Raw genomic sequence first — 18,792 nt, forward strand, 5'->3', positions numbered from 1 at the left:
GAGGGGCGCCCCTACCTGGCGAACTCGGTGGCCCTGGACTCCCGCACCACCGTGATGCGGATCTGGCCGGGGTAGGTCAGCTCCTCCTCCACCTGCTTGGCCACGTCACGGGCGATCACCTGCGCCTGGATGTCGTCGATCGCGTCCGGCTTGACCATGACCCGGATCTCCCGTCCGGCCTGCATGGCGAAGACCTTCTCGACGCCCTCGTACGACTGCGCGATCTCCTCCAGCCGCTCCAGGCGCTTGACGTACGCCTCCAGGGACTCGCGTCGGGCGCCGGGGCGGCTGCCGCTGATCGCGTCGGCGGCCTGGGTGAGCACCGCCTCGACGGTGCGGACCTCGACCTCGTTGTGGTGCGCCTCGATGGCGTGCACCACGTCCTCCTCCTCGCCGTACCTGCGGGCGATCTCCGCCCCGATCAGCGCGTGACTGCCCTCGACCTCGTGGGTGAGCGCCTTGCCGATGTCGTGGAGCAGGGCACAGCGCTTCATCAACGCCTGGTTCATGCGCAGCTCGGCGGCCATGATCCCGGCGATGTGCGCGGACTCGATCAGGTGCTTGAGCACGTTCTGCCCGTACGACGTCCGGTATCTGAGCTGGCCGAGCAGGAGCGTCAGCTCGGGATGCATGTCGGTGATCCCCAGCTCGACCAGGGCGTCCTCACCGGCACGCGCACACAGGTCCTGCACCTCCTGCCGGCTGCGGTCGTGCGCCTCCTCGATGCGCTGGGGGTGGATGCGCCCGTCCAGCACGAGCTTCTCCAGCGTCAGCCGGGCCGTCTCCCTCCGCACGGGATCGAAACACGACAGCAGCACGGCCTCAGGCGTGTCATCGATGATCAGATTGACGCCGGTCGTGGACTCGAAGGCCCGGATGTTCCGCCCTTCACGCCCGATGATCCTGCCCTTCATCTCGTCTCCGGGCAGGTGCAGCACGCTGACGACCGACTCCGCCGTCTGCTCGGCCGCCACCCGCTGCACGGCCAGCGTCACGATCTTGGTGGCCCGCTTCTCGCCCTCCTTGCGGGCCTCGCCCTCGATCTCCCTTACGATCAGCGCGGCCTCGCGCTTGGCCTGGTTCTCGATCTCCTTGACCAGCTCGGCCTTGGCCTGCTCACCGGTCAGCCCGGCGACCCGTTCCAGGATGACCCGCCGCTCCTCCTCGACCTGGAGCAGCTCCTCGCGCCGGTCGGCCAGCTCGACCTCGGTCTCGCCCAGCTTCCTGTCCCGCTCGGTCTGCCGCCTGGCCTCCTCGTCGAGCCGCTGCTCCCGCTCGGCCAGCCGGGCCTCCCGCCGCTCGAGGTCGACGCGTAGCTCCTTGAGCTCGGACTTGAGTATCCGGCTCTCCTCTTCGACCTCCCGCCGCATCTGCGCGGCGCTCTCGGCTGCGGCCTCCGACCTGCGCAGGATCTCCTCGGCGTCGGTCTCCGCCTTGTGGCGGATCTCCCGCGCCTCCTCCCGCGCCTGCTCAAGCTCTTCGTGTACGGCCTGCACCTGCTCGGGGCTGGGCTTGGCCACCCGTGACGCGTTGCCCGAGGTGCGCCGTATGACGACGAGGAGCGCGACGATCATCCCGAACGCGAGCACGAGCACCGCCACCATCAGCACCACGACCAGCGGCCCCATGTGCGCCCCGCCCTCCTCGCGTCGTCAACACCTCATAACGCGGCCACAAACGGGAGGGGTCACAAGCGCGTCACGAACAGCCCGGTGGGCATCAGGACCGGTATCCAGCCAAGACTGACCGGGCGTCGACCAGTAAAGCCGACACCTCGCCCGCCTCGACCAATCAGCCTCGTTCGTCCGTCGTTCACCGGTATGGCAATCCGCGCTGCGCGGAGTAACTCCTCACTGCCGTCGAGGTTATGCGTCGAACAGGTCACGAGCAAGCAAACGCGTCATCAAGCGTGTCTTACGTCCTTGCATCTCCACACCCGGCCAGACATCCCCACTGTCGCCCGGATTGCCCCACTTGGGGCCTGCGGACCGCGTGCTGGTCTCGCGCGGGCCGCTTCCGTGATCTCGACGTATCCGGGGATGCTGAAGTGCCCATGCGGATTCAGGCGGAGGGCACCAGGTCGCGGCGGTGCAGGAACGCCAGCCCCGCTGCGGCCAGGGTGACGGCCACCGCGGTCAGCCCCAGCAGCGGCGCCACCGATGACGAGGCGCCGCCCAGCAACATCGCCGGCACGTGCACATACGGCGAAAGGTCCAGGAGGACCCCGGTGACCAGCTTGAACTCCGCGAGCAGGTCCACGACCAGGAAGAGGCCGAGCGCGGTCCAGCTCGCGGCCGCGGCCAGCCGCGGCAGCACGCCGAACAGCAGCGTCGCGATCCCGACCACGGTCCAGACCGCGGGCAGGTAGGCCAGCGTGGCCCCGGCGACACGGGCCACGTCGCCGTCGTAGGCGAGCCCCGCCGCCGCGCCCAGCACGGTCAGCAGCAGCGCCGGGCCCACGGTGGCGAACACCAGATGACTCAGCGCCCAGCGCAGCCGGCCGACAGGGGTGGACAGCAGCAGGTCGGCCCGGCCCGCCGCCTCCTCACCACGGGCGCGCAGCGCCGACACCAGCGCCGCCCCCGTGACGAGCTGGCTGAGCACATACATCACGAACGTGAAGAAGACATCCGAGATGCGGGCGTCGGGGCCGCCGATGGTCGAGGCCAGCTCCTGGAACTGCGGCGTGTCCAGCTGGGTGTCCAAGCCGCGCGCCGACATGCCGAGCAGGGCACCCAGCAGGCCGAAACCGATGGCGAAGCCCGCGAGCGTGCCCCGGTGCAGCCGCCCGGCCAGGCCGAACGCGCCCGGCAGCCCTCCGGTGGCGGGCCCCTGGCGGGCGGGCAGCAGGCCGCCGGCCACGTCACGCCGTGTGGACAGCGCGAAGGCTGCCGCCGCCAGGGCGGCGACGAACAGCGCGACCAGCCCCAGCACCCACCACTGGTCGCCGGCGTAGGGCTTGGTCAGCCGGACCCAGCCGAACGGCGACAGCCACGCGAGCCAGCCGATGCCGGCGGTGTCGGCCACGGAGCGCAGCGCGAACAGCAGGCCGCCGATGGCGATCGCCATGCCACGCGCCGTACCGGACGACGCGGTGAGCTGCGCGGTGAGCGCGGCCACGGCCGCGAACGCCCAGCCGCCCGCAGCGGTGGAGAGCCCGAACAGCAGCGAGGAACCCGCAGGCAGGCCGTTGCCGACCAGGGCGGGCACTGACAGCAGGCCCAGCAGCAGGTTGGCGGCCAGCACGACCGCGAGCACGGCGGCCAGCGGGGCGTGGCGGCCGATGACACCCGACGACAGCAGCTCGCGTCGGCCGGTCTCTTCCTCGACCCGGGTGTGCCTGGTCACCAGCAGGATGCTGATCAGCCCGCCGATCAGCGCCCCGGACGATCCAAGCGTCCAGGCGGTCAGCCCGCCGACGCTCGCGTCGTAGATGTGGCCGCGCGTGGCCAGCTGCGCGGGGTTGCTCATCGAAGCCGCCGCGAAGGCGTCGCGGGCGGCCTGGTCGGCATACAGGGCCGTGGTGGAGGAGGCGATGCTCGCAGGCAGCAGCGCGCTGATCGCGATCCACACCGGCAGCAGCACGCGATCCCTGCGCAGAATGAGCCGGATCAGTACCCGGGTGCCGGTCATCTGACGGCTCCCTCATAGTGGCGCAGGAACAGCTCCTCCAATGTCGGTGGCCGTGTGGTCAATGTGCGTACGCCCGCGCCGGCCAGCTCGGCGAGCACCGCGGTGAGCGCGTCGCCGTCCACCTGGCAGCGCAGCCGGGCGCCATCCACGGTCAGGTCGTGCACGCCGGGCAGGGTGGCCAGACCGGGCGCGGGCCCGATCAGCTCGGCCGTCACCGAGGTGCGGGTGAGATGGCGCAGGTCGGCCAGGCTGCCGGACTCGACCGTACGACCGGCGCGGATGATGCTGACCCGGTCGCACAGCGTCTCGACCTCGGAGAGGATGTGGCTGGACAGCAGCACGGTGCGGCCGTTGCGCTTCTCCCGCAGAACGCACTCGTTGAAGACCGCCTCCATCAGCGGGTCCAGGCCCGAGGTCGGCTCGTCCAGCACCAGCAGCTCCACATCGGAGGCGAAGGCAGCCACCAGCGCCACCTTCTGCCGGTTGCCCTTGGAGTAGGTGCGGCACTTCTTGCGCGGGTCGAGCTCGAAGCGCTCGAGCAGCTCGGCACGCCGCCCGGGGTCGAGGCCGCCGCGTACCCTGCCCAGGAGATCGATGACCTCGCCGCCGGTCAGCGAGGGCCACAGGGTGACGTCACCGGGCACGTAGGCGAGCCTTCGGTGCAGTTCGGTGGCGTCGTGCCAGGGGTCACCGCCGAGTAACTCGACCCGGCCGCCGTCGGCGCGCATCTGACCCAGCAGGATACGGATCGTGGTGGTCTTGCCCGCGCCGTTGGGGCCGAGGAAGCCGTGCACCTCGCCTGTCTCGACGGTGAGGTCGAGCCTGTCCAGGGCCCTGGCCTGCCCGAAGGTCTTGACCAGGCCGTCGGCGCGCAGTGCAGCGTTCATCTGAAATGTGGCGCGAAGACCCGGCCCTTCAGGGCCGGGAGGAAGCGCCACCCTCCTTTCGAAAACTTTAGGGAAAGCTGTGGTCACGATCAGTAATATGTGCAGCGGGTGATGCTCTCGTAACAGAAGAGGCAGGAGGTGCGATGGCGATCCGCCGCTCGACCGCTAAGCGACAGGGATTGCCCTCGGTCGTGCAGCTCCGGCTCGCCCCCACCCCACCCCAGGCCGACGCCCTGACCGAGGCGATACTGGTGTGCAATCAGGCGGCCACCTTCGTCTCCCGCCTGGCCTGGCAGCAGCGCACCTTCGCCGTGCTGGAGCTGCACCGTCTGGCCTACCATCCCGTGCGCGCACAGGCCGCTGGGCTGGGCGCGCAGGCGGCCGTGCGGGCCATCGCCCGGGTCGCCGGCGCCTACGCCAACCGGCGCGCCACCAAGAAGCGGGCTCATGTGTTCCGCCCGTACGGAGCGGTCCCCTACGACGCGCGGCTGATGAGCTGGAACCGTGAAGCCCGCATCGTGTCGCTGTGGACCCCCACCGGCCGCGTGACCGTGCCGTACACCGGACGGCCAGAAGATCTCAAGGCCGTCGAGGCGCTGCCCATCGGGGAGGCCGACCTGCTCTATCGGCGCGGGGTGTGGCTGTTGCAGGTCACCGTCACCCTGCCCCGGCCGCATTTGCGCGAGCCGGCCAACGGCTTCCTCGGAGTGGATCAAGGAGTGGCCAACCTGGCGGCCACCAGTGACGGGGCGGTGCTGCCCGGAGCGGTGCTGCCCGGAGCGGCCCTGCCCGGCCCGATCCAAGGTAACGGCCACGTCCGCGCTCTGCGCGAGCGGCGCCATCGGCAGCGCCGCCGGTTGCAGAAGAAGGGCACTCCTGCGGCGCGGCGGGTGCTGCGCCGCCTGGGCGGGCGTGAGCGCCGGATGATGACCGACCTCAACCACCAGATCAGCAAGTACGTGGTGCGCGAAGCCGAACGCACCGGCCGCGGCATCGCCCTGGAAGACCTCCAGGGCATCCGCGGGCGGGCAAGGGCTCACCGGCTCCAGCGGCGCACCCTGCACTCCTGGGCGTTCGCCCAGCAGATCGCGTTCACCCGCTACAAGGCCGCCCGGGCCGGGATCGCCTTCACCCTGGTCGATCCCGCCTACACCTCCCAGGCTTGCCCGGAGTGCGGGTGGACTTCCAGGGCGAACCGGCCGGCGCGGGGCCGGTTCGTCTGCACCCGGTGTGGCCTCGCTGGGCATGCCGACCACATCGCGGCCCGCAACATCGCCACACGCGGCGCTGCGGGTCGGGCTGTTGTCAACCAGCCACACGCTACCGGCCTCCCTTCAGCCAGACGGGACCGTGAGAGCAAGCCACCGGCTTCAGCCGGTGGTAGTGGACTGTTGTCCCTCGAACTTCTCCAGACCCGTCCGCGCCTGTTCGAACAGCTCGCGGCCGAGGAACTCCGGTCTGATCAGGTCGAGCTGGGCCTTGCCGACGCGCAGCGCACCCTGCGGGGCGTAAAGGTCCGCGCCCAGCGCGCGGGAGACGTGCTCGTGCAGCACCGTGATGCCCAGCTTCATCGCCGTCAGCACGGTCGCGCGGGCGCGATGGTCGGCCTCGGAGTGCTGGTCTTCGTTGGCGAGATGCTCCTCCGTCACGCTCACGAGCTCGTCGAACATGGCGGCTGTCGCGGGAGAGCCCTCCACGAGCGCGCGGCCGAGGTACTTCATCAAGGGCGGCGCGGTGCGGTGAACACTCTCGATGAATTCGGGCTTTTCCAGGTTGCGGTCGGTGATGCCCGCGTTGACCTGCTCACGCACGTAGCTGAGGACGTACTCGTCACAAGCCAGCCGCAGCGCCTCCTTGGTGCCGAAGTGGTGCTGCACCAGGCCGGGCGAGACTCTGGCCGCCTCGGCGATCCCGCGGATCGTGGTGGCCTTGACCCCCTGCTCGGCGAACAACGTCATCGCGGCGTCGCGTATGCGGGCACGGGTCGTCAGATCCTCTTCAGAAATTGGTCGCACGTACCGTAGTTTATACAGATGTATTGGTTGCCATGCAAGTGTTCAATGCGCCATGGATATCCCTCGGCTCGCCCGCGACCGCGCTGCATCCTCTGCTGAACGCCACGGTGCGCGAAGCCGTCTCGGAATGGAGGAAGGGGCGAAGCAAGTGGCCGGACGCGGACGCGCAGGAACCGTACAAATACAGAACCTGCGCTGTCACGGACCCTGTGTCAGCGCAGGTACAGGTGGGAGAGCGGCAAAAAGCCAGCCAGGAACCGGGGTGCGGTTACGGGAGGTCTTCCTCCATGTCGATACCCTCCGCTTCGAGCGCCTCACGGATGACGCGGAAAGCGAGGCCTGCGGAGTAGCCCTTGCGCGCCAGCATGCCCGCCAGCCGCCGCGTACGTTTCTGCGGATCGAGTGATCGGGTGGAGGCGAGCTTGCGCTCTACCAGCCGCCGCGCCGTATCCGCCTCCTGGTCGGAATCCAGCCGCTCCACTGCCTCCTTGACCGTGTCGGTGTCCACACCCCGATGTCGCAGCTCGGCGGCCAGGGCGCGCTTGGCCAGGCCCCGGCTGTGGTGGCGTGAGTCGACCCAGGCCGCGGCGAACGCCTCGTCGTTGATCAGCCCGAGCTCGGAGAAGCGGCTGAGGACCGCCTCGGCGGCCTCGTCCGGCACGTCACGTTTGCGAAGAGCTTCGGCGAGCTGGGCGCGCGTCTTGGGTGCCATGGTGAGGAGACGGAGACAAATGGCCCGGGCCACCGACTCCGGATCCGCGTCACGCTCGTTTCCGGCAGAGCCCTCACCACCCCGCCTCCCTCGCGCGACGCGGTCACCATCCCGCCCTCCGGTCTCACTATCCTGCCCTCGACTCTCACCGTCCGGCCCAGCCCCCGCACCGAGCCCTCCAGACGGCCAGCCCTGCTCTGCCCCTCCAGACGGCCAGCCCCGTTCTTCTCCTTCGGATGGCCGACCCTGCTCTCGCGTACCACTCCCGGATCGCCGGCTGGATCGACCCGATCGCCGACCTCGGCCTTCCCGCTTCCGACCCGTCTCTCCGCCTCCCGGCTGCTCCTCTGCAACCCCTGAGGCCCCGGCCTCAGAAGCGGCCGACTCGGCCCCAGAGTCAGCCGCCGCGAACCAAGGATGGGTCGCGCCAGCCTGGTAACGAACCGTCACAGGAGGAAATTCGCCCCCACCGGGCGAAGCACTCACCGCATCGGGCGAGAAATCCGCCCTTCCGGGCTGGGCAACCGCCGCATCGAGCCAAGGGGCAGCCGCATCAGGCTGAGCCTCGACCGGACCTGGCCCAGGGTCGGCGACCTCCGACTGAGAGGCGGCCGTCACAGGTCCAGGGTCGGCGATCTCCTGCTGAGAGGTGTCGGCGTCGGGTGGCGGATTCGCGGCCCCCGCCTCAAGGTCGGCCACCCCCGCCTCGAGGTCGGACGGGTCAAGCTCAGGGCCCGCCGCATCGGACGGAGGGGCGGCCCCATCAACCGGAGAGGCGGAGGGGTCGGGTTCGGACGGAGTGGGTGGGGTGGAGGCGCGTTGGCGGGCGCGTTCGTCGCGCCACTCGTCGACCGACGGCCAGCCGTCCGTGGACGAGCGAGCCAAGTCGCGGCCCCACGGCCGGGACTGCGAAGGGGAGCCGGGCCGGGCGCCCCGGGATCGGGGCGCCTGTGGCCGGTCTGGTTCACCCATGGGGAGGACAGGGTCGCTCATGGGATGGGCGATCAGACGTCACCCGGCTTCGGCGTGGACTTCGAGCCACGGCCGGAAGCCGCGGGGGCGGGGGCCGGGGCCGCGGCTTCGGCCGGGGCGTCGAGGCGCGGACCCACGCCCAGCTTGTCCTTGATCTTCTTCTCGATCTCGTTGGCCATGTCGGGGTGGTTCTTCAGGAAGTTGCGGGCGTTCTCCTTGCCCTGGCCGAGCTGGTCACCCTCGTACGTGTACCAGGCGCCGGACTTGCGGACGAAGCCGTGCTCCACACCCATGTCGATGAGGCCGCCCTCGCGGGAGATGCCCACGCCGTAGAGGATGTCGAAGTCGGCGACGCGGAAGGGCGGGGCCATCTTGTTCTTCACGACCTTGACCCGGGTGCGGTTGCCGACCGCCTCCGTGCCGTCCTTGAGGGTCTCGATGCGGCGGATGTCCATCCGGACCGAGGCGTAGAACTTGAGCGCCTTACCACCGGTCGTCGTCTCGGGGCTGCCGAACATGACGCCGATCTTCTCGCGGAGCTGGTTGATGAAGATGGCGGTGGTGGCCGTGCTGTTGAGCGCGCCGGCGACCTTGCGCAGGGCCTGGGACATGAGGCGGGCCTGGAGGCCGACGTGGCTGTCACCCATCTCGCCCTCGATCTCGGCCTTGGGCACCAGCGCGGCCACCGAGTCGATGACGATGATGTCGACGGCGCCGGACCTGATCAGCATGTCGGCGATCTCGAGCGCCTGCTCGCCGGTGTCGGGCTGGGAGACCAGCAGGGCGTCGGTGTCGACCCCCAGCTTCTTGGCGTATTCGGGGTCGAGGGCGTGCTCGGCGTCGATGAACGCCGCGATGCCGCCGGCCCGCTGGGCGTTGGCCACCGCGTGCAGGGCGATCGTGGTCTTGCCGGAGGACTCGGGGCCGTAGATCTCGACGATGCGGCCGCGCGGCAGGCCGCCGATGCCGAGGGCCACGTCAAGGGAGATCGACCCAGTGGGGATCACCTCGATGGGAGCTCGGGCGTCGTCGCCCAGGCGCATCACTGAGCCCTTGCCGAACTGACGCTCGATCTGAGCGAGGGCGGTCTCGAGGGCCTTCTCGCGGTCGTTGATAGCCATGGGAACTCCCCCTGGAGGGTCGTGGTCCGATCAGTCGAGTGAAAGCTACGGCCTGCCACCGACATTTTCTGCGACTGCCGGGGAAGACGTGGCCCGGCGGAGTCAATAGTAGCCGAACGGCTGTTCGATCACCGCAGGAACACGCAGGTCCCCGTCACTACGCCGTGGGAGCGGACGAACACGTCCTGGCGATGTTGGCCCCCAACGGGTAGCGCGCGAGGTGAGCTGGGGAGACTCACTGCAGGGGCGAGGCTCGGAGGTGGCGGGTGGCGAGCGGCTACACCAGGGAACGACGCACCCGTCTTGAGGCGCTCGCCGAGTTGCTCCCCCATCATGGCCTGGTCAGCCGCATGGTAGGCACCGAAGACCCGGTGTTGTGGGTCTGGCACCCCAGCACCGGCCGTCAGACGATCATTTTCGCCACCCCGTCGAACCGCGGCTGGCTGTTCCTCTGGTCGCCAGGCGGGCAGGGCAGCGCGGAAGAGCCGGAGCTCGCGGCCGCCGCGCTACGGCAGGCCCTCGGAACGGCCCAGGGTTAGCGCAGCTTGGACGAGACGTCCTCCACCTGGCAGACCGCGCGCCAGACGGTCTTGGCGCTCTCGCCGTCGGCCAGCGCCTGGACGACGGTCCGGCCGCCGAGCGGCGCGAGCACGTAGTCACGCGCCCACGACTCGGCGTACGTCTCGCCGAAATGAGCGTTCATCCTTCTCCAGAACTCCGTCAGGCGCATGCAACCAAGTATGGAATCGCCCGCGGTATGGGTAGGACACCCCCATGCCAAAGACCCCCAAGTCTTCACCCCCGAAGACAGCCAAGACCAAGGCCAACAGAGCCAGGCGCCGCCGGTTACTGAACGTGCTGCGCCGCACCGTACAGAAGGAGAAGGCGGAGCGATCGGAGAGGCACGCGGGCATCGGGCAGGCGCCCCGTGCGGGGCAGCCCCGCACCCGCCGGCCGTCACGACGCTAGGGCACAGCTGAAAGCAAGAGCGTCGAAGCGCCGTCACAGCACGCGTGAGCCGTACATCTCACCAAGATGGTCGGCGAGCAGCTCCAGCCGGGCGCCGTCGGGGTCCTTGAAGTAAATGGAGGCGCCGCTCTCTATCTGGTGCGGCACGCCGGCCATCTCCAGCTTGCCGCGCAGGCGTTCCCAGGTGGCGGGGTCGACGGAGATCGCGACGTGGTGCAGTCCGCCCAGCACCTCCTGGTACGGCCCCAGGTCGAGCCCGGGGAAGTCGAAGAACGCGAGCAGGTTGCCGTTGCCGATGTCGAAGAAGAAGTGGTTGGAGCCCTCGTAGTCGCGGTTCTCGATGATCTCCGTGAGCGGGAACTCCAGCAGCTCCTGGTAGAACTTGATCGTCCGTTCCACGTCCGATGAGAGCAGGGCCATGTGGTGCAGGCCACGCGCGCTGCTCGATGGCCGGTGCGGTAAGACGTAACGCTGCCTGATCTCGGCTCGGCGGGCTTCGATGGCCGCATAGTCAATGGTCACGGTCGCTATATGTCCGCCAAGACCTCGCTCAATCGCTCGTCACGGCGCCAATGCGTTTTCTGTCGGTGGCGCGAGGCAGTATGGGCTGGTGAGCTCGCTCGACCAGTTCAGCCAGGTGACCAGGCAATGGTTCGCCGGAGCCTTCCAAGCTCCCACGGCCGCCCAGGAGGGGGCGTGGGAGTCGATCTCGCGTGGCGACAACACCCTGGTCGTCGCGCCCACCGGGTCCGGCAAGACGCTGGCGGCGTTCCTGTGGTCCCTCGACAGGCTGGCGTCGGAGCACGCCGCGCCCTCCCCCGAGCCGGACCCCGCCCGCAAGGGGACGCGTGTGCTCTACGTGTCGCCGCTCAAGGCGCTCGCCGTCGACGTCGAGCGTAACCTGCGGGCTCCGCTCGCCGGGATCAGGCAGACGGCGCGCCGGTTCGGGCTGCCGGTGCCGGAGATCTCGGTGTCGATCCGCTCGGGCGACACCCCTTCGGAGGACCGCAGACGCTACGCGGCCAAGCCGTCCGACATCCTCATCACGACGCCGGAGTCGCTGTTCCTGCTGCTCACCAGCCAGGCGCGCGAGGCGTTGCGCGGGGTCGAGACGGTGATCGTGGACGAGGTCCACGCGGTCGCGGCCACCAAGCGCGGTGCCCATCTGGCGCTCAGCCTGGAGCGGCTCGACGCGCTGCTCGACAGGCCGGCGCAGCGGATCGGGCTGTCGGCGACCGTGCGGCCGGTGAGCGAGGTGGCGGCCTTCCTCGGCGGCACGCGGCCGGCCACGGTCGTGCAGCCGCCGTCGGAGAAGCGGATCGAGGTCGAGGTCGTCGTCCCCGTCGAGGACATGACCGAGATGGAGGGCCGCCCGCAGCAGGAGGGCGCGGAGGACTTCGCCCCCGAGCCGGGCAGCAGGTCGATCTGGCCCCATGTGGAGGACCGGCTGTTCGACCTGATCGGGGCGCACAGCTCGACGATCGTCTTCGCCAACTCACGCCGGCTGGCCGAGCGCCTGTGCACGCGGCTCAACGAGCTGGCGTACGAGCGGGAGCGCGGCGACGCCGAGGCCGTCGACCTCTCCATCTGGGAGACGGGACCGTCCGCCGGTCCGACCTGGGAGACCCCCAGGCGGATGCCCGCCGACATGATGGCGCAGGCCGGGGCGAGCAAGGGCGTCGTGACGGAGATCGTACGCGCTCACCACGGCTCGGTCTCCAAGGAGGAGCGGGCGCAGATCGAGGAGGCGCTCAAGTCCGGCCGCCTGCCTGCCGTGGTCGCCACCTCCAGCCTCGAGCTGGGCATCGACATGGGCGCGGTCGACCTGGTCGCGTGCGTGGAGGCGCCGCCGAGCGTGGCCAGCGGCCTCCAGCGCATCGGCCGGGCGGGACACCAGGTCGGCGCGGTCTCCAAGGGCGTGATCTTCCCGAAATACCGGGGCGACCTGGTGCAGACGGCCGTGGTGGCCGAGCGGATGAAGAGCGGCCAGATCGAGGAGCTTCGCTACCCGCGCAATCCGCTCGACGTGCTGGCACAGCAGATCGTGGCCATGACCTCGATGGACGAGTGGACGGTCGACGAGCTGGAGTCGGTGGTCAAGCGGGCCGCCTCCTACGCCACGCTGCCGAGGAGCGCGCTGGAGGCCACGCTCGACATGCTGAGCGGGCGCTATCCGAGCGAGGAGTTCGCCGAGCTGCGCCCCCGCATCGTGTGGGACCGCGTCACCGGCACCCTCCAGGGGCGTCCGGGCGCGCAGCGGCTGGCGGTCACCAACGGCGGTACGATCCCCGACCGCGGCCTGTTCGGCGTGTTCCTGGTGGGTGAGAAGGCCTCCAGGGTGGGCGAGCTGGACGAGGAGATGGTCTACGAGTCGCGCGTGGGCGACGTGTTCGTGCTGGGCGCGACGTCCTGGCGGATCGAGGACATCACGGCCGACCGGGTGCTCGTCTCGCCGGCGCCGGGCCAGCCGGGCAAGCTGCCGTTCTGGCACGGCGACGCGCCGGGGCGACCGGCCGAGCTGGGCAGGGCGATCGGGCAGTTCCTGCGCGAGCAGGCCAAGAACGGCTCGACCGAGCGCATGCGGGCGGCCGGGCTCGACGAGTACGCCGCGGGAAACCTGCAGGCCTACCTCCACGAGCAGCGTGAGGCCACCGGCTACGTCCCCGACGACCGCACGCTCCTGGTCGAGCGCTTCCACGACGAGCTCGGCGACTGGCGCGTGGTCATCCACTCCCCCTACGGCGCGCGGGTGCACGCCCCGTGGGCGCTGGCGATCAGCCGGCGGCTGCGCGAGCGCTACGGCATCGACGTGCAGGCCGTCCACTCCGACGACGGCATCGTGCTGCGCATCCCCGACACGCTCGCCGAGCCGCCCACCGACGTGGCCGCGTTCGACGCGGAGGAGATCGAGCAGATCGTCACCGAGGAGCTGGGCGGGTCGGCCATGTTCGCCTCCCGGTTCAGAGAGTGCGCGGGGCGGGCGCTGCTGCTGCCGCGCCGCACGCCGGGCAGGCGCAGCCCCCTGTGGCAGCAGCGGCAGCGCGCCGCCCATCTGCTGGGCGTGGCCTCGCAGTACGCCTCGTTCCCGATCGTGCTGGAGACGATGCGCGAGTGCCTGCAGGACGTCTTCGACGTGCCGGGGCTCGTGCAGCTCATGCGCGACATCGCCGCGCGCCGCGTGCGGCTGGTCGAGGTGGAGACGTCGCAGGCCTCGCCGTTCGCCACCTCGCTGCTGTTCCACTACGTGGGCGCGTTCATGTACGAAGGCGACGCGCCCCTGGCCGAGCGGCGGGCCCAGGCGCTGGCCCTGGACACCACGCTGCTGGCCGAGCTGCTCGGCCAGGCCGACCTGCGCGAGCTGCTCGATCCCGACGTGATCTCCGACGCCGAGCGCGAGCTGGCCAGGCTCGACCGCCCGCTGCGCGACCTAGAGGACCTCGCCGACCTGCTGCGCTCGCACGGGCCGCTGCTCGCGCCGGACGTGAGCGTGCGCGGCGGCGACCCGTCCTGGCTGAAGGAGCTCGAACGGTCACGCCGCGCGATCAGGGTGCGCATCGCGGGCGAGGAGCAGTGGGCGGCGATCGAGGACGCGGCCCGCATGCGTGACGCGCTGGGCGCGCCGCTGCCGGTCGGAGTGCCCCACGCGTTCCTGGAGCCCGTGGCCGATCCGCTGGCCGACCTGATGGCGCGGCACTCCCGCACGCGCGGGCCCTTCCACGCGGGCACGGCTGCCGCCCGGTTCGGGCTGGGCGTGGCCGTGGTGACCGACGCGCTGCGGCGGCTGGCCTCGTCCGGGCGGGTCGTCAACGGGGAGTTCCGGCCCGGCGGGCGGGGCGAGGAGTGGTGCGACGCCGGGGTGCTGCGGATGCTGCGCCGCAGGTCGCTGGCGAGGCTGCGCAAGGAGGTCGAGCCGGTCGCGCCGGAGACCCTCGCCCGGTTCCTGCCCGCCTGGCACGGCATCACCGGCTCGAGCGCCGCCGGGCGGGCGGGCGGCGAGGCGGCGCGGGCCATGGACGCGCTGGTCCGCTCGATCGAGCAGCTCCAGGGCGCCGCCGTGCCCGCGTCCGCGCTGGAGACGCTGGTGCTGCCCTCGCGGGTCCCCGGCTACCATCCCGCGCTGCTCGACGAGCTGACCTCGTCGGGCGACGTGATGTGGGCGGGTCAGGGGTCGCTGCCCGGCGGCGACGGATGGGTGTCGCTCTACTACGCCGACACCGCGCCGCTGCTGCTGCCCGAGCCCGCCGAGATCACGATGACGCCCCTGCACGAGCGCGTGCTCGAGCTGCTGGGCGGTGGCGGGGCGCTGTTCTTCCGCGGCATCTCCGACCAGCTCGGTTCGCTGGACGACGCGACGCTGGCCGCGGCGCTGTGGGACCTGGTGTGGGCGGGGCGGATCTCCGGTGACACGCTGGCCCCGTTGCGGGCCACGCTCGGCACCGGCCGTCCGGCGCACCGGCCCCCCACCACGCGCCGGCGCCGGGCCGTGCTGCCGAGCAGGAGCGGCCCTCCCACGGTGGCCGGCCGGTGGTGGCTGCTGCCCGCGCCCGCCGCCGACGCGACGCAGCGGGCCCATGCGCAGGCCGAGGTGCTGCTGGAGCGGCACGGCGTGGTGACCAGGGGCGCGGTGACGTCCGAACGGCTGCCCGGTGGCTTCACCCCCGTCTACCAGGTCCTGCGGGCGTACGAGGAGAGCGGGCGGTGCCGCAGGGGCTACTTCGTCGAGGGTCTGGGAGGTGCGCAGTTCGCGCTGCCCGGAGCGGTCGACCGGATGCGCGCCATGGCGCCCGGCATCGCCCCGACCGCGCATCAGGCGACCGCGGGCACCCGGGCCGTGGTGCTGGCCGCCGCCGACCCCGCCAGCCCGTACGGCGCCGCCCTCCCCTGGCCGCAGCACCCGGGCGACCTCGGGCACAAGCCTGGCCGGAAGGCCGGGTCGCTGGTCGTGCTCGTGGACGGCCACCTGGTGCTCTACGTCGAGCGAGGCGGCAAGACGCTGCTGTCGTTCGCCGACGACGAGCGGCTGCAGCCTGCCGTCGACGCACTGGCGCTGGCCGTGCGGGACGGCGCGCTCGGAAAGCTGACCGTGGAGCGGGCCGACGGCGCCTCCATCGTCGACTCACCTCTGGCCGCGGCCCTGGAGGCGGCCGGGTTCCATCCCACCCCGCGCGGGCTGCGCCTGCGCGCCTGACACCCACCACCCGACGGATGCGCTGAAACGACTTCCAAAAATTTGAATGACCGTTTAAACTTCTGAACGTGACGTCAGAAAGTCGCACGTTCATTGAAGAGGCCCGCCGAGCGCAGATCATCGCGTGCGCCATCGAGGTGCTTGCCGAGCAGGGGTACGCGCACACCACCCTGGCCAGGATCGCCAAGCAGGCGAAGATCAGCACCGGGGTGATCTCGTACCACTTCGGCGGCAAGATCCAGCTCATCGAGGCGGTCGTCGCCGAGGTCGCCCGGCTGGCCACGGACATGATGGTCCCCAGGATCCTCGCGCAGCCCACCGCGACCGAGGCCCTGCGCGCCTACCTCGAAGGCAACCTCGACTTCATGCGCGAGCACCGCAAGCCCCTCCTGGCCCTGGTGGAGATCATCACGCACATGCCGGGCGAGGAGGGCGGCCCGAGGCCGTACGCGAAGCAGGCCGAGGTCGCCGTCGCGGACCTGGAGAAGGTCCTCGACTGGGGCCAGCGCTCCGGCGAGTTCCGCGACTTCGACAGACGCAGCATGGCCATCACCATCCGGGGCGCCGTCGACGCCGTGCCCGGACGCCTCATCCACGAGCCCGACCTCGACCTCGACCTGCTCGCCCGCGAGCTCGTCACCACCTTCACGCTCGCCACCAGGAGACAGTCATGACCGCAGCGGCCTTGGAGATCAGCGGTTTAGCCAAGACGTTCGGCGACAAGGTCGCCGTCGACCACGTGGACCTCGCCGTGCCCCAGGGCTCCTTCTACGGCCTGGTCGGCCAGAACGGCGCGGGCAAGACGACCACGCTGTCCATGGCGGTCGGCCTGCTCAGGCCCGACGGCGGCACCGCGCGGATCTTCGGCGCGGACGTGTGGTCCGACCCGGCGCGCGCCAAGCAGCTGGTGGGCGTGCTGCCCGACGGGCTGGCCATGCCGGAGCGGCTCACCGGGCGCGAGGTGCTCACCTACCTTGGCCTGCTCAGGGGCCTGAGCAAGGAAGTGGTGGCCGAGCGGGCCGAGGAGCTGCTGTCGGTGCTGGAGCTGGCGGACGCCGAGAAGACCCTCGTGATCGACTACTCCACCGGCATGCGCAAAAAGATCGGACTGGCCACGGCGCTGCTGCACGCACCCAGGCTGCTGGTCCTGGATGAGCCCTTCGAGGCCGTGGACCCGGTGTCGGCGGCGACGATCAAGGCGATCCTGCGCGGCTTCGTGGCGGGCGGAGGCTCGATCGTGCTGTCCAGCCATGTGATGGCGCTGGTCGAGCAGCTCTGCGACCACGTGGGCGTGATCGACAAGGGCCGGGTGGCGGCGGCGGGCCCACTGGATGAGGTACGCGGCGCGGCCACGCTCGAGGACAGGTTCGTGGAGCTCGTCGGCGCGGACTCCACCGGCGCCAAGGGGCTGTCATGGCTGTAGCGGTGACCCTGGTCAGGATGAAGATCGCGATCCTGCGCCACTCCACCAAGGGCCGGCGCGGCGGCATGATGGCCTCGGGCGGCGTTCTCGGGCTCCTGCTCGCGGCCGGCACGGTCTACCTCGCCTTCCAGGACGGCGACTGGCCGGCCGCCGCCTATGCCGTGTGGATGCTCGGCTGGATCATCGGCCCCGTCTTCTCCGGCGGCGGCGACGAGACGCTGCGGCCGGAGTTCTTCGCGCCGCTGGGGCTGCCCGCGCGGCGGCTGGCGGCGGGGCTGCTGGTGTCGGCGTTCGTGGGCGTGGCGCCGTTGATCAGCCTGGTCGCCCTGGCGGGTCTGGTCTTCGCGGCCTCGCCGGGGAACGTGCTGGTGGCGGCGCCCGCGATGGTGCTGCAGCTGGCGATCTTCGTTCTGCTGTCGAAGGTTGCCGTGGGCCTGCTGGGCATCGCGCTGCGCTCCCGGGTCGGGGCGATCGGCGCTGGGCTGATCAACGGCGCGGTGCTGGCGTTCCTGGGCCAGGCGTGGGTGTTCGCGGTGGCCTTCGGCCAGGGCGGTCGGATCCCGGCGTTCGTGCGTTACCTGCCGTCGGGGTGGGGGCTGCTCGCCGTACAGGGCGAGTACCTGGCGCTGCCCGCGATGGCGGTGCTGGTCGCGCTGCTGCTCGCGGCGTGGGCGGCGCTGCTGGCCGGGCGGACGGGCGCGAGCCGGCCGTCGACGCGGGGCCGCCGTCCGATGCGGGCCGCCACCGCGCGGGAGGCGGTGGTGGCCAAGGAGCTGCGTACGTGGTCGCGCGACCTGGTACGCAATCACCAGCTCACGTTCGCGCTGGCCTACGGGGTGTTCTTCGCGGGCGCGCCGCTCGCGCTCGGCTGGACGGGCATGCTGCCGTGGACGGCGCCGATCTTCATCGTGATGGCGGCGGCCATGACCGCCAACCTCTACGGCAGCGACGGCACAGCGCTCTGGCTCACTCTCATGACGCCCGGCGCGTCCGACGTGCGCGGCCGGCAGCGGGCCTGGCTGGTGACCGTGGGCCCGGTCGCGGTGTTGCTGGCGGTGGCGTTGACGCCGGTCACGGGCGGTCCGTGGCCGCTGATCCTGGCGAGCGTGGCGGCGCTGCTGGGTGGCGCGGCGGGCCTGGTGCCGCTCATCTCGGTGTACGCGCTGGTGCCCGGCATCGATCCCCAGCGGCGCGGTGGCAATCCGCTGCGCACGAGCGAGGACGACGGGGCCCTGACGGGTCTGGTCTACCTGATGATGCTGCTCGTGGGTCTGACGGGCGCGCCTGCCGTCGTGACGGCCCTGCTGTACGGCTGGTGGGGCGTCGCGGCCGGACTGGCGACGGGCGCGCTGTGCTACTGGGGCCTGGGCCTGCTGGCGGAGCGGCGGCTGGCGGCACAGGGCCCCGAACTGCTGCACATGATGCGCACCGGGCGGCGCCCCGAAGGCGGGGGCACGGCGTTCAAACTGCCCGACCTGCCGAAGCGGCAGCGGACGATCGTGGTGACGTGCCTGTCGCTCGGCGCGATCCCGCTGGCCCCCCAGGGCATCGTGGCCGCCGCGTTCCTGGCGAACGACCGGCTGAGGATGTCGTGGTTCCTGGCCACGTACCTGCCACCCGGACTGCGCTGGCCGACGGCCGTCCTCATGATCCTCATCGGCCTGACCATGTACGGAGCGGGCCTGTGGATCCCCTACCGGGCCAGGAAGCGGGTCAAATCGTCGGACGGGCACCCCGAACGCAGCCCCTGATCCCGACGTGCCGAACCCGGCCGACCCGCCTGCCCGGTGCCCGCTCGCGTACGACGCCTGCCGTGCCGAGGAGCCCCCGCTTCAGCACCCTCGCGGGAACGGTCATCCGGCCGCGTGCCAT

General features: G+C 71.0%; 13 protein-coding genes and 1 pseudogene. 6 read left to right on the forward strand and 8 right to left on the reverse strand.

The window, feature by feature from the left end:
* Positions 1-11: 11 nt before the first annotated feature.
* The 3 genes from rny to ABD830_RS10695 all read right to left on the reverse strand — a co-directional run bounded on the left by rny (position 12) and on the right by ABD830_RS10695 (position 4,520).
* Entirely contained in the window at positions 12-1,628 is a 1,617-nt protein-coding gene (gene rny / locus ABD830_RS10685) for a ribonuclease Y (RefSeq protein WP_344986426.1), read from the reverse strand.
* 433 nt (positions 1,629-2,061) lie between these two features.
* Complete coding sequence (locus tag ABD830_RS10690) at positions 2,062-3,633, reverse strand: ABC transporter permease (RefSeq protein ID WP_344986427.1); 1,572 nt, start codon at positions 3,631-3,633, stop codon at positions 2,062-2,064.
* On the reverse strand, positions 3,630-4,520 hold the full coding sequence (locus ABD830_RS10695) for an ABC transporter ATP-binding protein (RefSeq protein ID WP_344986429.1): 891 nt from the start codon (positions 4,518-4,520) through the stop codon (positions 3,630-3,632). The genes ABD830_RS10690 and ABD830_RS10695 overlap by 4 nt, the downstream gene beginning before the upstream one ends.
* Before the next feature lie 143 nt (positions 4,521-4,663).
* Here ABD830_RS10695 and ABD830_RS54150 point away from each other — a divergent pair.
* Positions 4,664-5,791, forward strand: a pseudogene (locus tag ABD830_RS54150) (RNA-guided endonuclease InsQ/TnpB family protein); the annotation flags it as partial.
* Positions 5,792-5,890: 99 nt separating this feature from the next.
* On the opposite strand, the gene ABD830_RS54155 reads toward ABD830_RS54150, so the two are convergent.
* From ABD830_RS54155 to recA, 3 genes are all read right to left on the reverse strand, one after another.
* Positions 5,891-6,478, reverse strand: a complete 588-nt coding sequence (locus ABD830_RS54155; RefSeq protein WP_378520834.1) for a TetR/AcrR family transcriptional regulator — start codon at positions 6,476-6,478, stop codon at positions 5,891-5,893.
* A gap of 325 nt (positions 6,479-6,803) precedes the next feature.
* Positions 6,804-7,280 (reverse strand): regulatory protein RecX, encoded by a 477-nt coding sequence (locus tag ABD830_RS10705; RefSeq protein WP_378520830.1) that lies wholly within the window; start codon positions 7,278-7,280, stop codon positions 6,804-6,806.
* Positions 7,281-8,251: 971 nt separating this feature from the next.
* The gene (gene recA, locus ABD830_RS10710; RefSeq protein ID WP_344986435.1) at positions 8,252-9,340 is read right to left on the reverse strand and encodes a recombinase RecA; all 1,089 of its coding nucleotides are present in this window, start codon (positions 9,338-9,340) and stop codon (positions 8,252-8,254) included.
* A gap of 266 nt (positions 9,341-9,606) precedes the next feature.
* Here recA and ABD830_RS10715 point away from each other — a divergent pair, with 266 nt between their 5' ends.
* The gene (locus tag ABD830_RS10715) at positions 9,607-9,879 is read left to right on the forward strand and encodes a hypothetical protein (protein ID WP_344986437.1); all 273 of its coding nucleotides are present in this window, start codon (positions 9,607-9,609) and stop codon (positions 9,877-9,879) included.
* Here the strand turns inward: ABD830_RS10715 and ABD830_RS10720 are convergent.
* Together ABD830_RS10720 and ABD830_RS10725 are read right to left on the reverse strand one after the other, a co-directional pair.
* Positions 9,876-10,070, reverse strand: coding sequence for a DUF3046 domain-containing protein (locus ABD830_RS10720; protein ID WP_225272622.1), 195 nt, complete (start codon positions 10,068-10,070; stop codon positions 9,876-9,878). The two genes, ABD830_RS10715 and ABD830_RS10720, sit on opposite strands and share 4 nt — an antisense overlap.
* 272 nt (positions 10,071-10,342) lie before the next feature.
* Positions 10,343-10,831 (reverse strand): VOC family protein, encoded by a 489-nt coding sequence (locus tag ABD830_RS10725; protein WP_344986440.1) that lies wholly within the window; start codon positions 10,829-10,831, stop codon positions 10,343-10,345.
* Positions 10,832-10,916: 85 nt separating this feature from the next.
* Here ABD830_RS10725 and ABD830_RS10730 point away from each other — a divergent pair, with 85 nt between their 5' ends.
* The 4 genes from ABD830_RS10730 (at position 10,917) to ABD830_RS10745 (ending at position 18,671) form a co-directional block, all read left to right on the forward strand.
* On the forward strand, positions 10,917-15,497 hold the full coding sequence (locus ABD830_RS10730) for an ATP-dependent helicase (RefSeq protein WP_425567080.1): 4,581 nt from the start codon (positions 10,917-10,919) through the stop codon (positions 15,495-15,497).
* Between the two features lie 68 nt (positions 15,498-15,565).
* Positions 15,566-16,171 carry a TetR/AcrR family transcriptional regulator gene (locus ABD830_RS10735; protein ID WP_344986443.1) on the forward strand — a complete coding sequence of 202 codons (606 nt, stop codon included), beginning with the start codon at positions 15,566-15,568 and terminating at the stop codon, positions 16,169-16,171.
* Positions 16,168-16,920, forward strand: a complete 753-nt coding sequence (locus ABD830_RS10740; RefSeq protein WP_344986444.1) for an ABC transporter ATP-binding protein — start codon at positions 16,168-16,170, stop codon at positions 16,918-16,920. The genes ABD830_RS10735 and ABD830_RS10740 overlap by 4 nt, the downstream gene beginning before the upstream one ends.
* Positions 16,911-18,671, forward strand: a complete 1,761-nt coding sequence (locus tag ABD830_RS10745) for a hypothetical protein (RefSeq protein ID WP_344986445.1) — start codon at positions 16,911-16,913, stop codon at positions 18,669-18,671. Before ABD830_RS10740 ends, ABD830_RS10745 begins: the two co-directional genes overlap by 10 nt.
* Positions 18,672-18,792 lie beyond the last annotated feature (121 nt).

This window comes from Nonomuraea helvata (assembly GCF_039535785.1).
Taxonomy (GTDB): domain Bacteria; phylum Actinomycetota; class Actinomycetes; order Streptosporangiales; family Streptosporangiaceae; genus Nonomuraea; species Nonomuraea helvata.

Excerpts from the sequence above, each read along its gene's own strand:
- rny (WP_344986426.1), bottom strand. The coding sequence starts at position 1,628 with ATGGGGCCGCTGGTCGTGGTGCTGATGGTGGCGGTGCTCGTGCTCGCG.
- ABD830_RS10690 (WP_344986427.1), bottom strand. The coding sequence starts at position 3,633 with ATGACCGGCACCCGGGTACTGATCCGGCTCATTCTGCGCAGGGATCGC.
- ABD830_RS10695 (WP_344986429.1), bottom strand. The coding sequence starts at position 4,520 with ATGAACGCTGCACTGCGCGCCGACGGCCTGGTCAAGACCTTCGGGCAG.
- ABD830_RS54155 (WP_378520834.1), bottom strand. The coding sequence starts at position 6,478 with ATGACGTTGTTCGCCGAGCAGGGGGTCAAGGCCACCACGATCCGCGGG.
- recA (WP_344986435.1), bottom strand. The coding sequence starts at position 9,340 with ATGGCTATCAACGACCGCGAGAAGGCCCTCGAGACCGCCCTCGCTCAG.
- ABD830_RS10720 (WP_225272622.1), bottom strand. The coding sequence starts at position 10,070 with ATGCGCCTGACGGAGTTCTGGAGAAGGATGAACGCTCATTTCGGCGAG.
- ABD830_RS10740 (WP_344986444.1), top strand. The coding sequence starts at position 16,168 with ATGACCGCAGCGGCCTTGGAGATCAGCGGTTTAGCCAAGACGTTCGGC.
- ABD830_RS10745 (WP_344986445.1), top strand. The coding sequence starts at position 16,911 with ATGGCTGTAGCGGTGACCCTGGTCAGGATGAAGATCGCGATCCTGCGC.